Genomic DNA, 16813 nt, shown 5'->3' on the forward strand with positions numbered 1-16813 from the left:
TGCGCTAATGGAGAACGAGAAGAAGCTTCTCGACCACCTCAAGTGGGTCACCGCAGAGCTGCGGCAGGCCCGCCAGCGGCTCCGGCAGCTTGAGACGGACGGCGACGAGCCGATCGCGATCGTCGGCATGGCCTGCCGGCTGCCCGGTGGCGTGGCGACGCCCGAGGACCTGTGGAACCTGGTCGCGAACGGCACCGACGCCATCTCCGAGTTCCCCACGAACCGGGGCTGGGACACCGACGCCCTCTACCACCCGGACCCGAACAACCCCGGCACCAGCTACTCCAAGCACGGCGGCTTCCTGCACGACGCCGCGGACTTCGACCCCGAGTTCTTCGGCATGAGCCCGCGCGAGGCGACCGCCACGGACCCGCAGCAGCGGCTGCTGCTGGAGACGGCGTGGGAGGCGTTCGAGCGCGCGGGCATCGACCCGGCCGCGGAACGCGGCCGTCCGGTCGGCGTCTTCGCGGGCGTCGAGGACCAGGACTACATCAGCCGGCTGGACTCCGTACCGGAGGAGTACGAGGGGTTCATCGGCACCGGCGCCTCGATGAGCGTGGCCTCCGGGCGCGTGTCGTACACCTTCGGCTTCGAGGGTCCGGCGGTGACGGTGGACACGGCGTGCTCGTCGTCGCTGGTGGCCATGCACCTGGCATGCGAGTCGCTGCGGAAGGGCGAGTCGTCGCTCGCCCTCGCCGGGGGCGTGACCGTGATGTCCGCGCCCACCTGCTTCGTGATCTTCAGCAGGCAGCGGGCCATGTCCGCCGACGGGCGCTGCAAGCCGTTCGCGGCCGGGGCCGACGGGACCGGCTGGTCGGAGGGCGCGGGCGTGCTCCTCCTGGAAAAGCTCTCGGACGCGCAGCGGAACGGCCACCGCGTGCTGGCGGTGGTACGCGGGTCGGCGATCAACCAGGACGGCGCGTCCAACGGCCTGACCGCACCCAACGGGCCGGCGCAGCGCAAGGCCATCGAGCAGGCGCTCGTCAGCGCTCGGCTGTCGGCGTCGGACGTGGATGCCGTGGAGGCGCACGGCACGGGTACGACGCTGGGCGACCCGATCGAGGCGCAGGCGCTGCTGGACACGTACGGCAAGAACCGGTCCGACAAGCAGCCGCTGTGGCTCGGGTCGTTGAAGTCGAACATCGGTCACACGCGCGCCGCCTCGGGCGTCGCGGGTGTGATCAAGATGGTGATGGCGATGCGGGAGGGCGTTCTCCCGCAGACGCTGCATGTGGACGAGCCGTCGCCGCACGTGGACTGGACCGACGGCGCGGTGGAACTGCTCACCGAGCAGCGGGCGTGGCCGGTGGAGGAGGAGCGCCCGCGGCGGGCGGGTGTGTCGTCGTTCGGGATGAGCGGGACGAACGCGCACGTCATCATCGAGCAGGCCCCGGAGCTTGAATCCGCCGCCGAGGGCGAGCCGGGTGGGGTGGTGGCGTGGCCGGTGTCCGGGCACACGCCGCAGGCGCTGGCGGAGCAGGCGGGACGGCTGCACGGGCATCTGACGTCGCGTCCTGACATCAGCCCGGTTCAGGCTGCGCACAGCCTGGTCGCTACGCGTTCCGCCCTGTCCCACCGCGCGGTGGTCGTGGGCGGAGGGCGGGACGAACTGCTGGAGGGGCTGGCCGCGGTAGCGGCGGGCGAGCCTTCGGCGCGGGTCGTGAGCGGGAGCGTGCAGCCGGGCGGGAAGACGGTGTTCGTCTTCCCGGGCCAGGGCGCCCAGTGGGCCGGCATGGCCGCGGACCTGATCGAAGCGGAGCCGGTCTTCGCGCAGGCGATCGCGGAGTGCGAGGCTGCGCTGTCCGTCTACGCGGCCGACTGGTCACTCACCGACGTACTGGCCGATCCCGAGGGCGTGTTGCTGGAGCGGGTGGACGTGGTCCAGCCCGCGCTGTTCGCGGTCATGGTCAGCCTGGCGCGGCTGTGGCAGCACCACAGGATCCAGCCGGACGCGGTGATCGGTCACTCGCAAGGCGAGATCGCCGCCGCGCACGTCGCCGGAGCGTTGAGCCTTCAGGACGCGGCGAAGGTCGTGTGCCTTCGTAGCCAGGCCATCCGGGCGCTGTCCGGTCAGGGTGCGATGGCGTCGATCGCCCTTCCTCACGCGCAGGTCGCTGAGGAAATCGCCGCGTGGGACGGGAAACTGTCGGTCGCCGTGGTCAACAGCCCCACCGCCACCGTGATCTCCGGCGACACCGACGCCGTCACCGCATACCTCGCCCAATGCGAGAAGACAGGCGTACGCAACCGGCTGCTTCCCGTCGACTACGCCTCCCACGGCCCCCACGTCACCGCACTCCGCGACACCCTCCTCACCACGCTCGACGGCCTGGAGCCCCAGGCCGCCGCGATTCCCTTCCACTCGACCGTCACCGGCGAGGAATTCGACACCACCGGACTGACCGCCGAATACTGGTACACCAACCTCCGCGAAACCGTCCGCTTCCACGACACCCTCACCCGGCTGATCGACAGCGGCCACACGACGTACGTCGAAGCCAGCCCCCACCCGACACTGACCACCGCCATCACCGACACCGACCCGGCAACCACCGCCACCGGCACCCTCCGCCGCCACGAACACTCGCCCACCCAACTCCGCCTCGCCCTCGCCCACCTCCACACCCACGGCACCCCCGTCGACTGGCACCACACCCCCACCACCCCCGCCGACCTCCCCACCTACCCCTTCCAGCACCAGCCCTACTGGCTCGACGTACCGGCCGCGAACAGCAACCCCGCCACCCTCGGCCTCCAGGACACGAACCACCCTCTCCTCCCCGCCACCCTGCAACTCGCCGAGGGCAGCGACGAGTCCACGGTCCTCACCGGCAGCCTCAGCCTGCGCGCCCACCCCTGGCTCGCCGACCACGCCGTCAACGGCACCGTCCTTCTCCCCGGCACCGCCTTCGTCGACCTCGCTCTCCACGCGGGCGAGCACACCGCCCACCCCCACCTCACCGAGCTGACTCTTCAGGCCCCCCTCGTCATCCCCGCCAAAGCCACCCTGCACCTCCAGGTCATCACCGGCCTGACGGACGTGACCGGCACGCGGACGGTCACCATCCACTCGCGCCCCGAGGGTGCCGACCCCGGCGAGCCGTGGACCACGCATGCCCGCGGGACGCTCGGCGCCCACTCCCCCGCCTCCCCGGACGCGGACGAGGTGCTGACCGCCTGGCCGCCCCGCGACGCCGAGGTACTGGTCACGGAGAGCCTCTACGACGACCTCGCCGCCCACGGCTACGATTACGGCCCTGCCTTCCGCGGTCTGACCGCGGCCTGGCGCCAGGGCGACGACCTCTTCGCCGAGGTGCGCGTCGACGCGGACACCGACGGCTACGGCGTCCACCCCGCGCTGCTCGACGCCGCGCTGCACACCCTCGCCTTGGACGGCGCCGCGACGGGCGAGGTGCTTCTGCCGTTCGCCTGGAGCGACGTGCAGCTCCACGCCACCGGCGCGACGGCCCTCCGCGTACGGCTCGTCCGGCACTCCGCGACCAGCGCCGAGCTGACCCTCGCCGACCCGGCCGGGCGCCTCGTCGCCCGCGTCGGCCGGCTCACCCTGCGCCCGGTGGACCCGGCGCAGCTCAGGGCCGCCGCTTCGGCCCGCCCGCACAGTTCGCTGTTCTCCGTCGCGTGGACGCCCGTCCCCGTACCGGAGGCCACGCCAGAGGCAGCCGCCGGCGAGGGCTGGGCGGCCGTGGCGCTCGGGGTCCCGGCGCGGTGGCTGGAGGGCAGGCCGACGCGTGCCGTGCTCGACGCGGTGGACGGCGAGCGGTCCGTGCCCGAGCAGGTGCAGGCCGCCGCCGAGCGCGCCCTGAGCGTGGTGCAGGAGTGGCTGGCCGACGACGCGCGTACCGGGGAGCGGCTGGTCGTCGTCACCGGCAACGCCGTCACCGCGCAGCCCGGCGAGTCGCCGAAGGACCTCGTCCACGCGTCGCTGTGGGGCCTGCTCCGCAGTGCCCAGAGCGAGAACCCCGGCCGTATCGTCCTCGTCGACAGCGACGGGCACGCCGACAGCCTCGCCGCCCTGCCCGCCGTGCTCACGCTCGACGAGCCGCAGATCGCCCTGCGCGAGGGCGCCGCGCACGTGCCGCGGCTGACCCGCTATCCCGGGGCCGAGCGGTTCGCGCAGGCCGGGGACGGCGTCGGCGCGCGGCTGGGTGTCACGGGCCGGGGCACGCTGGAAGACCTCGGTCTGGTGGACTTCCCGGAGGCTGAGGCGCCGCTCGCGCCCGGCGAGGTCCGCATCCGGCTGCATGCGGCGGGGCTGAACTTCCGTGACGTGGCCGTCGCCCTCGGCGTCGTGGACGACGCGCGCGCCCTCGGCGGCGAGGGCGCCGGTGTCGTGCTGGAGGCCGCTCCCGACGTCACCCATGTCGCGGTCGGCGACCGCGTGATGGGGCTGATCCACGGTACGGGCCCGGTGACCAAGGCCGACGCGCGGATGGTGACCGCCGTTCCGCGGGGATGGAGCTTCGCGGAGGCGGCAACGCTGCCGATCGTCTTCCTCACCGCGTACCTCGGGCTGGCCGACCTGGCGCGGATCCGGCCCGGCGAAAAGCTGCTCGTGCACGCCGGTGCCGGTGGTGTCGGCATGGCGACGCTCCAGCTCGCGCGGCACTGGGGCGTCGAGGTCTTCGCCACCGCGAGCCCCGGCAAGCAGCACATCCTGCGGGAGCACGGGCTTGACGACGCGCACATCGCGTCCTCCCGCACGCTGGACTTCGCGGAGCACTTCCGTACGGCCCTGGGCGCCGGGGGCCGCGTGGACGTCGTACTGAACTCCCTGGCCGGGGACTTCGTCGACGCCTCGCTGCGGCTGCTGGGCGAGGGCGGCCGGTTCATGGAGATGGGCAAGACGGACATCCGCGACGCGGATGCGGTGCGTACGGACCACGCGGGCGTCGCGTACCGCGCGTTCGACCTCGGTGAGGCGACACCGGAGCGGGTCGCAGTCATGCTGTCCGAGCTGCGTGAGCTGTGCGAGGCGGGGACGCTCCGGCCGCTGCCGGTGACGGCGTGGGACTTCCACGAGGCGCGCACCGCGCTGCGGTACTTCAGCCAGGCGCGGCACATCGGCAAGGTCGTCCTCACCCTGCCCACCCCGTTCCGCGCGGACGGCACCGTGCTGATCACGGGCGGCACGGGGGTGCTGGGCGGGCACTTCGCGCGCCATCTGGTCACCGAGCACGGCGTACGGGACCTGCTGCTCGTCAGCAGGTCGGGACCGGACGCGAGCGGGGCGGCGGAGCTGCGGGAGGAGCTGACGGCGCTGGGCGCCCGGGTCCGTATCGAGGCGTGCGACGCCGCGGACCGCGACCGGCTCGCCGCGCTGCTTGCCACCATCCCCGCCGAGCACCCCCTGCGGGGCATCATCCACGCGGCCGGCGCCCTGGACGACACGACGGTCGCCAACCTCACCCCCGAGCGGCTGCGGTCCGTGCTGCGTCCGAAGGTCGACGCGGCCTGGAACCTGCACGAGCTGACCGCCGACGCCGACCTGGACGCCTTCGTCCTCTTCTCCTCGGCAGCCGCCGTCCTCGGCGCGCCCGGCCAGGCGAACTACGCGCTGGCCAACACCTTCCTCGACTCCCTCGCGGCACAGCGCCGCCGCACCGGCCTGCCGACGCTGTCCCTCGCGTGGGGGTTCTGGGCCGAGGCATCCGGGCTCACCCAGCACATGGACGCCGACGCGCTCGCCCGCCTGGAGCGCGGCGGCGTCACTCCGCTGGGCACCGAGCTGGGCATGCGGCTGTTCGACGAGGGTCTGGCCAGCGGCCACCCGATGCTGGTCGCCGCGCAGGTCGACGCGAGCCGCGTGAGCGGCACGGTGCCGCCGCTGCTCCGCGGTCTCGTACGGGGCGGAGGGCGGCGCGTCGCCGCCTCGGCCGTCGCGGACGGCGGCTCGGGGCTGGCCGACCAGCTCGTCCGGCTGAGCCAGGAGGACCGGCGCAAGCACCTGCTGAACCTGGTCAACGTGCACGTCGCCGCCGTCCTCGGGCACGGCAGCGGCGCTGCGGTGAACCCCACCCGTCCCTTCAAGGAGCTGGGCTTCGACTCGCTGACGGCCGTCGAACTCCGTAACCGCATCGCGGGCGCGACGGGCCTCGTCCTGGCCTCGACGCTCGTCTTCGACTACCCGACCCCCGCCGTTCTGGCGGACTTCCTGCTCGCCACCGTCCTTGAGGAAAGCGGCACCCCGTCCGCCGCCGACCTGGCGCCGGCCCACCGCTCGACGGCGGCGGACGACGAGCCGATCGCGATCGTCGGCATGGCCTGCCGCTTCCCCGGCGGCGTCGACTCGCCCGAGGACCTGTGGCAGATGCTGGCGGACGGCCGCACGGGCATCGGGGAGTTCCCCGAGGACCGCGGCTGGGACCTCGACGCGATCTTCGACCCCGAGCCGTCGCGCTTCGGCACCTCGTACGTCCGGCGCGGTGGCTTCCTCTACGACGCCGCCGAGTTCGACCACGCGCTGTTCCGGATCAGCCCGCGCGAGGCGACCGCCACGGACCCGCAGCAGCGGCTGCTGCTGGAGACGGCGTGGGAGACGTTCGAGCGCGCGGGCATGGACCCGCAGTCGCTCCACGGCAGCCGGACCGGTGTGTTCACGGGGCTGGTCAACCAGGACTATCTGACCCGTCTGCCGTCCGTGCCCGACGAGTACGAGGGCTTCATGGGCACGGGCACCCTCGGCAGCATCGCGTCGGGGCGGATCTCGTACACGCTGGGGCTTGAGGGCCCTGCGGTGACGGTGGACACGGCGTGCTCGTCGTCGCTGGTGGCGCTGCACATGGCGGCGCAGTCGCTGCGGCAGGGCGAGTGCGACCTCGCGCTGGCGGGCGGGGTCACCGTCATGCCGACGCCGCATGCCTTCGTCGTCTTCAGCCGTCAGCGCGGGCTCGCGCCGGACGGGTTGTGCAAGGCGTTCGCGGACGGCGCGGACGGGACCGGGTGGTCGGAGGGTGTCGGGCTGTTGCTCGTGGAGCGGCTGTCGGATGCGCGGCGTAACGGGCACAAGGTGCTGGCGGTGGTGCGGGGTTCGGCGGTGAACCAGGACGGTGCGTCCAACGGGCTGACGGCTCCGAACGGTCCGTCGCAGCAGCGGGTGATCCGGCAGGCGCTCGCGAATGCGGGTTTGTCGACTTCGGATGTCGATGCGGTCGAGGCCCACGGGACGGGTACGACGCTGGGCGACCCGATCGAGGCACAGGCGCTGCTGGCCACGTACGGCAAGGACCGGTCGGACGACGCGCCGCTGTGGCTGGGCTCGCTGAAGTCGAACCTTGGTCACACGCAGGCAGCGGCGGGCGTCGGCGGCGTCATCAAGATGGTGATGGCCATGCGGGAGGGCGTTCTCCCGCAGACGTTGCACGTCGATGCACCGTCGTCGCACATCGACTGGACGGCGGGCGCGGTGCAGTTGCTCACCGAGCAACGGCCGTGGGACGTGCCGGAGGCGCGGCCTCGCCGCGCGGGCATTTCGTCGTTCGGCATGAGCGGCACCAACGCGCACATCATCGTCGAGCAGGCGCCGGAGTCCGAGACCGCACCCGCGGTGGTCGAGCCGGGCGGGGTGGTGGCCTGGCCGCTCTCCGGGCACACGCCGCAGGCGTTGGCCGACCAGGCCGCACGGCTCCACACGCGGCTGACGGAGCGGCCGGAGGTCTCGCCGGCGGAAGTGGCGCACAGCCTGGTCACCACGCGGTCCGCCCTCGGCCACCGAGCGGTGGTCGTGGGTGCTGAGCGGGACGAACTGCTGGAGGGGCTGGCCGCGGTAGCGGCGGGCGAGCCTTCGGCTCGGGTGGTCGCCAGCAGCGAACAGTCCGAGGGGAAGACGGTGTTCGTCTTCCCGGGTCAAGGTGCGCAGTGGGCCGGGATGGCCGCGGACCTGATCGAGGCGGAGCCGGTCTTCGCGGCGGCGATCGTGAAGTGCGAGGCTGCGCTGTCCGTCTACGCGGACGACTGGTCGCTCCGTGACGTACTGGCCGATCCCGAAGGCGCGTTGCTGGAGCGGGTCGACGTCGTCCAGCCCGCACTGTTCGCCGTGATGGTGAGTCTCGCCCGGCTGTGGCAGCACCACGGCATCCAGCCCGACGCGGTCATCGGCCACTCACAAGGCGAGATCGCCGCGGCGCACGTCGCCGGAGCGTTGAGCCTTCAGGACGCCGCGAAGGTCGTGAGCCTGCGCAGCCAGGCCATCCGGGCGCTCTCCGGTCAGGGCGCCATGGCGTCCGTTGCCCTGCCGCACACCCAGGTGGCCGAGGAAATCGCCGCGTGGGACGGCAAGCTGTCCGTCGCCGTGGTCAACAGCCCCACCGCCACCGTGATCTCCGGCGACACCGACGCCGTCACCGCATACCTCGCCCAATGCGAGAAGACAGGCGTACGCAACCGGCTGCTGCCCGTCGACTACGCCTCCCACGGCCCCCACGTCACCGCACTCCGCGACACCCTCCTCACCACGCTCGACGGCCTGGAGCCCCAGGCCGCCTCGATTCCCTTCCACTCGACCGTCACCGGCGAGGAGATCGACACCACCGGACTGACCGCCGAATACTGGTACACCAACCTCCGCGAAACCGTCCGCTTCCACGACACCCTCACCCAACTCGTCGACAGCGGCCACACGACGTACGTCGAAACCAGCCCCCACCCCACCCTCACCACCGCCATCACCGACACCGACCCGGCAGTCACCGCCACCGGCACCCTGCGCCGCCACGAACACTCCCCCACCCAACTCCGCCTCGCCCTCGCCCACCTCCACACCCACGGCACCCCCGTCGACTGGCACCAGGCGCCCACCCCCCTCACCGACCTCCCCACCTACCCCTTCCAGCGCGAGCACTACTGGCTCAACGTCCCCACCCCCAGCGGCGACCCCACCGACCTGGGCCTCCGCGCCAGCACCCACCCCCTCCTCGGTGCCGCCGTGGAGGCCGCCGGGGACGGTGCGGTCACGTTCACCGGCAGTCTCAGCCTGCGCGCCCACCCCTGGCTCGCGGACCACGCCGTCAACGGGACCGTCCTGCTGCCCGGTACCGCCTTCGTCGACCTGGCCCTCCACGCGGGCGAGCAGACCGCGCACCCGTATCTGACCGAGCTGACGCTTCAAGCCCCCCTCGTCCTCCCGGACAAGGCCACCCTCCAGCTCCAGGTGGCGGTGGGGCCGCACGACGCCGAGGACCGGTCCGTCACCGTCCACTCCCGTGGCTCCGACGACGAGCCGTGGACGCTGCACGCCGTCGGCGTGCTGACCGCGCGCCCCGCCGAGCCCGTCGCCGACGACCTCGCCGTCTGGCCCCCGGCCGGTGCCGAGCAGGTGCCGGTGGACGACCTGTACGAGGCGTTCGCCGCGCGCGGCAACGAGTACGGTCCGGCCTTCCAGGGCCTCACGGCGGCGTGGCGCCTGGGTGACAGCCTCTACGCCGAGGTCGGCCTCGACGCCTCCACCGACGCCTCGGGCTTCGATGTCCACCCCGCGCTGCTCGACGCCGCGCTGCACACCCTCGGGCTCACCGACGCCATCAGCGGCGGCGTGTACCTGCCGTTCTCGTGGAACGACGTGAGCCTGTACGCAACCGGGGCCACCACCGTGCGCGCCCAGGTCACGCGGGTGGACGAGACGACGGTCGCCGTCGTGCTCGCCGATGTCGCCGGCCGGCCGGTGGCCAAGGTGAGTTCCCTCGTGCTGCGGCCGCTGGACCCGGTTCAGCTCGCCAACGCCCGTACGAGCACGCACAACCGGCTCTTCCGCATGGACTGGGCCGCTCTTCCCGCCGCCGACGCGCCCGCCTCGGGCGCGACGGCACGCGACTGGGCCCTCGTCGCCGCCGGGGCCGCGGCGGACGTCGCGCCTTCTTCGGCGGCACGGCTGACGCCGGCGCCCGCGGACGCGGCGGGCCCGCTGTCCGCGCAGGTCCACCACGCTGCCGCGCAGGCCCTCGGGCACGTACAGGAATGGCTCGCGGACGAGACGAACGCGGAGCGTCATCTCGTCGTCGTGACCCACCGGGCCGTGGCCGCCACCGCCGACGAGGACGTCACCGACCTCGTCCACGCGCCCCTGTGGGGTCTGGTACGCAGCGCCCAGAGCGAGCACCCGGGCCGGCTCACCCTGATCGACACCGACGACCCCGCCGCCGACCTCACGCCTCACGTCGAAGCCGCCCTGGCTCTGGACGAGCCGCAGCTCGCCCTGCGCGACGGCCGGGCGCTCGTCCCCCGGCTCGCCCGCCACGCTCCCCCGGCCGGCGACGGCCTCAGCCTGGACCCCGAGGGCACCGCCCTCATCACCGGCGGTACGGGCACCCTCGGCGCCCACACCGCCCACCACCTCGTCACCGCCCACGGTGTACGCCATCTGCTGCTCACCAGCCGCAGCGGGCCCGACGCCCCCCATGCCGCCGCCCTTCGGGACGAGTTGACCGCGCTGGGCGCCGAGGTACGTATCGCCGCCTGCGACGCCGCCGACCGCGACCAGCTCGCCGCACTCCTCGACACCATCCCGACCGACCATCCGCTGTCCGCCGTCTTCCACACCGCCGGCGCTCTCGCGGACGCCACCTTGCACAACCTCACCCCCGACCACCTCACCACCGTCATGCGACCGAAGGTCGACGCGGCCTGGCACCTCCACGAGCTGACCGCAGACCTCAAGCTCGACGCCTTCGTCCTCTACTCCTCCGCCGCCGCCACCCTCGGCGCGACGGGGCAGGCCAACTACGCCGCCGCCAACGCCTTTCTCGACGCCCTCGCCCACCACCGCACCCGCCGCGGCCTGCCCGCCGTCAGCCTCGCCTGGGGCTTCTGGGCCGAGCAGTCCGGCATGACCGGGCACATGGACGACGGCGACGTCGCCCGTCTCTCCCGGGGCGGTCTCGCGCCGCTGACCACCGAGCAGGGCCTCGCCCTCCTCGACGCGGGCTGCGTCTCCGCGGTGCCGTTCCTGGTTCCGGCGGCCGTCAATCCGGCGCGGCTCGACGCGGCGCAGGCACCCGCCCTGTTCCGTAGCCTGCTGCGCGCGCAGCGCCGCCAGGCCGCCGCGGGCGACGTGGCCGGCGGCGGGGACTCCTCCGCGCTCGCGCGGCGGCTGTCGGGGCTGGGCGCCGCCGAGCAGCGGGACGTCCTGCTGCGGCTGGTGGCGAGCCACGTCGGCACGGTGCTCGGGCACGGCGAGGATGCGGTCGCCGTCAACCGCTCGTTCAAGGATCTGGGCATCGACTCCCTGACGGCGGTCGAGCTGCGCAACGGGTTGTCCGCCGCGGTCGGCGAGCGGCTGCCCGCCACCCTGGTCTTCGACCACCCCACGCCCACGGCGCTCGCCGAGCACCTGCGCAAGACGGTGCTCGGCGTCCGGTCCGAGGCGCCCGGCGTGCCGGTGGCCGGCAGCCGGGTGGCGGGCGATCCGATCGCCATCGTGGGCATGGCCTGCCGCTACCCGGGCGACGTGCGTTCTCCCGATGACCTGTGGCGGCTGGTGGCCGAGGGCCGGGACGCGATCGGCGCGTTCCCGGAGAACCGCGGCTGGGACACCGACGCGCTCTTCGACGCCGACCCCGACCATCCGGGTACGTCGTACGTCCGCGAGGGCGGCTTCCTCTACGAGGCCGAGCAGTTCGACCCCGCGGCGTTCGGCATGAGCCCTCGCGAGGCGACGGCGACGGACCCGCAGCACCGGCTGCTGCTGGAGACCGCGTGGGAGACGTTCGAGCGCGCGGGCATCGACCCGCACTCGCTGCACGGCAGCCGGACCGGCGTGTTCACCGGCGTCATCTCCCAGGACTACTACTCGCGCCACTCCCGCATCCCCGAGGGGTTCGAGGGACAGATCGGGATCGGCAGCGCGGGCAGCATCGCCTCCGGCCGCGTCTCGTACGCGTTCGGTCTGGAGGGCCCGGCGATCACGGTCGACACGGCGTGCTCCTCGTCGCTGGTGGCGCTGCACATGGCCGGCCAGGCGCTGCGGGAGGGCGAGTGCGATCTCGCCCTCGTGGGCGGGGTGTCTGTGATGGCGAGCCCCAACATGTTCGTGGAGTTCAGCCGGCAGCGCGGTCTCGCGCCCGACGGGCGCTGCAAGGCGTTCGCCGCCGGCGCCGACGGGACGGGCTGGTCGGAGGGCGTGGGGCTGCTGCTCGTGGAGCGGCTGTCGGACGCCCGGCGCAACGGCCATCCGGTCCTCGCCGTCGTCCGCGGCTCGGCCGTCAACCAGGACGGCGCCTCCAACGGCCTGACCGCGCCCAACGGTCCGTCCCAGGAGCGCGTGGTCCGCCAGGCCCTGGCCGGGGCGGGGCTCTCCCCCGCCGACGTCGACGCCGTCGAGGCGCACGGCACCGGCACCAGCCTCGGCGACCCCATCGAGGCGCAGGCCCTGCTCGCCACGTACGGCCAGGGCCGGCCCGCGGACGAGCCGCTGCGGCTGGGCTCGATCAAGTCCAACATCGGCCACACCCAGGCCGCGGCCGGGGTCGGCGGCGTGATCAAGATGGTGCAGGCCATGCGGTACGGGGTGCTGCCCCGGACGCTGCACGTGGACGAGCCGTCGCCGCACATCGACTGGTCGGCGGGCGCCGTGGAGCTGCTGCGCGACGACGTGCCGTGGCCGCGGGCGGAGAAGCCGCGGCGCGCGGGGGTGTCGTCGTTCGGCATGAGCGGCACCAACGCGCACGTGATCATCGAGGAGCCGCCGGCCGACGACGCCGGTGCCGCCGCCGCGACGGCCGGGCCGGGTCCGGTGGTGTGGCCGGTCTCCGGGCACACGGCGGAGGCGCTGGCCGAGCAGGCGGGCCGGCTGCGGGCGTACCTGACCGGGCGGCCCGAGACCGACGTGCATGCGGTGGGCGCTTCTCTGGTGCGCTCGCGTGCGGTGCTGGACCACCGTGCGGTGGTCTTCGGTACGGACCGGGACGAGCTGCTGGCCGGGCTGGATGCCGTCGCGCGCGGCGAGGAGTCCGACCGGGCCGTGGTGGGGCGGTACCGGGCGGGGAAGCTGGCGGTGCTGTTCACCGGCCAGGGCGCGCAGCGCCCGGGCATGGGCACGGAGTTGTACGGAACGTACCCGGTGTTCGCCGACGCACTGGACGACGCCTGCGCGGCGCTGGACGCACACCTCCCGCAGCCGCTCAAGCCCCTGCTGTTCGCCGACGCCGACAGCCCCGAGGCCGAGCTGCTCAACGACACGACGTACACCCAGCCCGCGCTGTTCGCCTACGAGGTCGCTCTGTACCGGCTCGCGGAGTCCTTCGGGATCCGGCCGGACTACTTGGCCGGTCACTCCATCGGGGAGTTGACCGCCGCCCACATCGCCGGGGTATGGACCCTCGCCGACGCGGCGCGGCTCGTCGCTACCCGGGCGCGGCTCATGGGGACGCTGCCGACCGGCGGTGCCATGCTCTCCGTCGCCGCCGACCGCGACACCGTCACCCGCCTGCTCAAGGACGTGGACGGCGCCTCGATCGCCGCCCACAACTCGCCCGTCTCCACGGTCGTATCGGGCGACGCCGAGGCCATGGACACGGTCGCGGAGCGGTGCTCCGACATCGGTGTGCCCGCCCGGCGACTGCGGGTCAGCCATGCCTTCCACTCGGCCCACATGGACCCGATCCTGGACGAGTTCCGCACGGTGGTCGCCGACATCGCGGCCAAGGCCCCGGCCCTGCCGGTGATCTCAAACCGCACCGGACAACCGTTGACGGCAGACGAGGCCGCCTCGCCCGACTACTGGGCCGAGCAACTGCGCCAGACCGTCGAGTACGCCGCCGTGACCGCCTACCTGGAGCAGGCCGGCACCGGCACTTACCTCGAACTCGGCCCGGACGCCACCCTGACGACCCTCACCACCGACACCCTCACCGCGCCCGCCACCACCGTGGCGGCCCAGCAGCGCAAGCGGGGGCAGACCGACACGTTCACGAGCGCCATGGCCACGGTCCACACGGTGCACTCCGCCGTCGACTGGCCCACCGCCGCGGCGCCCGTGCTCGGCGATCTCCCCACGTACGCCTTCCAGCACCAGCGCTACTGGCTCGACGCCCTGCCCTCGACCGGGGACGCCGAGGGGCTGGGCCTGGGGACGGCGGACCACCCGCTGCTCAGCGCTGCCGTGGAGCACGCGGACGGCGACGCCGTGACCTTCACCGGGCGGCTCTCCCTGCGCACGCACCCGTGGCTGGCGGACCACGCCGTCTTCGGGACCGTGCTGCTGCCGGGCAGCGCGTTCGTCGAACTCGCCCTGTACGCGGGTGAGCAGGTGGGCGCCCTCCGGCTGGCGGACCTCACGCTCGAAGCTCCGCTCGTCGTCCCGGACCAGGGCACCGTGCACCTCCAGGTGATCGTCTCGGCCGGGGACGCCGAGGGCGGGCGGGCCATCGGGGTCCACTCGCGGACCGGGCGGGGCGAGCCGTGGACGCTGCACGCCACGGGGCGGCTCACGGCCGCCACGGATGCGGGCACCGGGGCCGACCTCACCGCCTGGCCGCCGGCCGGGGCGGAGGCCGTCGCCCTCGACTCGGTCTACGACGACCTGGCGCTCCGCGGCTACCAGTACGGCCCGGCCTTCCAGGGCCTGACGGCCGCCTGGCGCCAAGGCGACGACGTGTACGCCGAGATCGCGCTCGGCGCCGGCACCGGCGCCACGGGCTACGGCCTGCACCCGGCGCTGCTGGACGCCACGCTGCACGCCCTGGGCCTTCTGGCGGAGGAGGGCGGCGACGCCCAACTGCCGTTCTCCTGGTCCGGCGTCGAACTGCACGCCACCGGCGCCTCGGCGCTCCGCGCCCACCTGCGGCGCGAGTCCGCGGACACGGCGCGTATCACGCTGGCGGACCCGGCGGGGGCGCCGGTCGCCCGGGTGGAGACGCTGTCGGTGCGCCCGGTCGACCGCGCCCAGTTGGCGGCGATCGGCGGGGACGCGCCCGGGAAGCGGCTGTTCGCCGTGGAGTGGACCCCGGCGTCCGTCGCCGGGACGGCGGGCCCGTCCGCGCCGTGGGCCGTGCTGTCGGCCGGGGCGGACGTCCCGGCGGACGGCGCCGTCAAGCTCGACGTGTACGCGACCCTCGACCGGCACCCGGACCTTTCCGTGGCAGACGGGGTCCACCGCGCCGCCGCGCAGGCCCTCGGACACGTACAGGAATGGCTGGCGGACGAGGCGAGCGCGGACCGGCACCTGGTCGTCGTCACCCAACGGGCCGTCGCCACCACCTCCGAGGAGGACGCCACCGACCTCGTGCACGCTCCCCTCTGGGGCCTGATCCGCAGCGCGCAGGGCGAGAACCCGGGCCGTGTCACGCTCGTCGACACGGACGGGCACGCCGACAGCCTGGCCGCCCTGCCCGCCGCGCTCACCCTGGACGAGCCCCAACTCGCCCTGCGCGAGGGCCAGTGCTTCGTCCCGCGGCTCACCCGCCACGCCCCCGACCCGTCCGGGGCGGTCGCCCTCGACGCCGAGGGCACGGTCCTGATCACCGGCGGTACGGGCACGCTGGGCGCCCACACCGCCCGCCACCTGGTCACCGCCCACGGCGTACGCCATCTGCTGCTCACCAGCCGCAGCGGGCCCGACGCTCCCCATGCCGCCGCGCTCCGGGACGAGTTGACCGCGCTGGGCGCCGAGGTACGTATCGCCGCCTGCGACACGGCGGACCGCGACCAGCTCGCCGCAGTCCTCGACACCATCCCCGCCGACCTCCCCCTGAGCGCCGTCTTCCACACCGCCGGCGCCCTCGCCGACGCCACCCTCCACAACCTCACCCCCGACCACCTCACCACCGTCCTGCGGCCCAAGGTCGACGCGGCCTGGCACCTCCACGAACTCACCGCAGACCTCAAGCTCGACGCCTTCGTCCTCTACTCCTCCGCCGCCGCCACCCTCGGCGCGCCCGGACAAGCCAACTACGCCGCCGCCAACACCTTCCTCGACACCCTCGCCGCACTCCGCCGCCACCGCGGCCTGCCCGCCGTCTCGCTCGGCTGGGGCCTGTGGGGCGAGCAGTCCGGCATGACCGGGCAGTTGGACGACACCGACGTCGCCCGCCTCGTCCGCAGCGGCGTCACGCCGCTGACCACCGAACAGGGCCTCGCCCTCCTCGACTCCGGCATCGCCGCCACCCGTTCCCACCTCCTGCCCGTCGCCCTCGACACCGCCCGCGTCGATCCCGCGTCCGCGCCGCCGCTCCTGCGCACGCTGGTACGCGGCGTCCGCCGCCCCGCGGCGAGCGCCGGGGCCGGTGGCGGAGCCGGGGCCGCCGAGTCGGCCGCGCTGGTCGCGGAGCTGGCCGGGCTGGACGCCGAACAGCGGACCGAGCGGGTGCGTGCGCTGGTGGCCCGCGAGGTGGCTCTCGTCCTCGGGCACAGCGGCGAGCGGGGCGTGGACGCGGACCGGCCGTTCTCGGAGCTGGGCTTCGACTCGCTCACCGCCGTCCAGTTGCGCAACAAGCTGGGCACGCTGGTCGGGCAGCAGCTCCCGGCGACGCTGATCTTCGACTACCCGACCCCGCTGGCGCTGGGCGACCATCTCGCCGCGCGCCTCGCTCCCGGGCGCGGCGCGGACGGGGGCGTCGTCACCGTGGACGATCTCGACCGCCTCGACGCGGCGCTGTCGGCGCGGCCTTCGGACGACCCGGAGCGGGTGGTTCTGGTCGAGCGGCTGGAGGCGCTGCTCTCCAAGCTGTCGGCCCCGGGCGCGTCCGACGAGAGCGGCGAGGAAGTCCTCGACTCGCTGCGCAAAGCCAGCAATGAGGAGCTCTTTAGCTTCGTGGAGAAGGATCTCGGGCTCTGAGCCCTCACGGCCCTTCCCGGGCCGCGATCA

1 protein-coding gene is annotated in these 16813 nt (G+C 73.8%); it reads left to right on the forward strand.

The features are described from left to right. The first annotated feature begins 7 nt into the window (after nucleotides 1-7). Nucleotides 8-16783 carry an SDR family NAD(P)-dependent oxidoreductase gene (locus QBL21_RS17850; RefSeq protein WP_407563198.1) on the forward strand — a complete coding sequence of 5592 codons (16776 nt, stop codon included), beginning with the start codon at nucleotides 8-10 and terminating at the stop codon, nucleotides 16781-16783. Nucleotides 16784-16813: the final 30 nt, after the last annotated feature.

Source organism: Streptomyces sp. 184 (assembly GCF_045781775.1).
Lineage (GTDB): Bacteria > Actinomycetota > Actinomycetes > Streptomycetales > Streptomycetaceae > Streptomyces.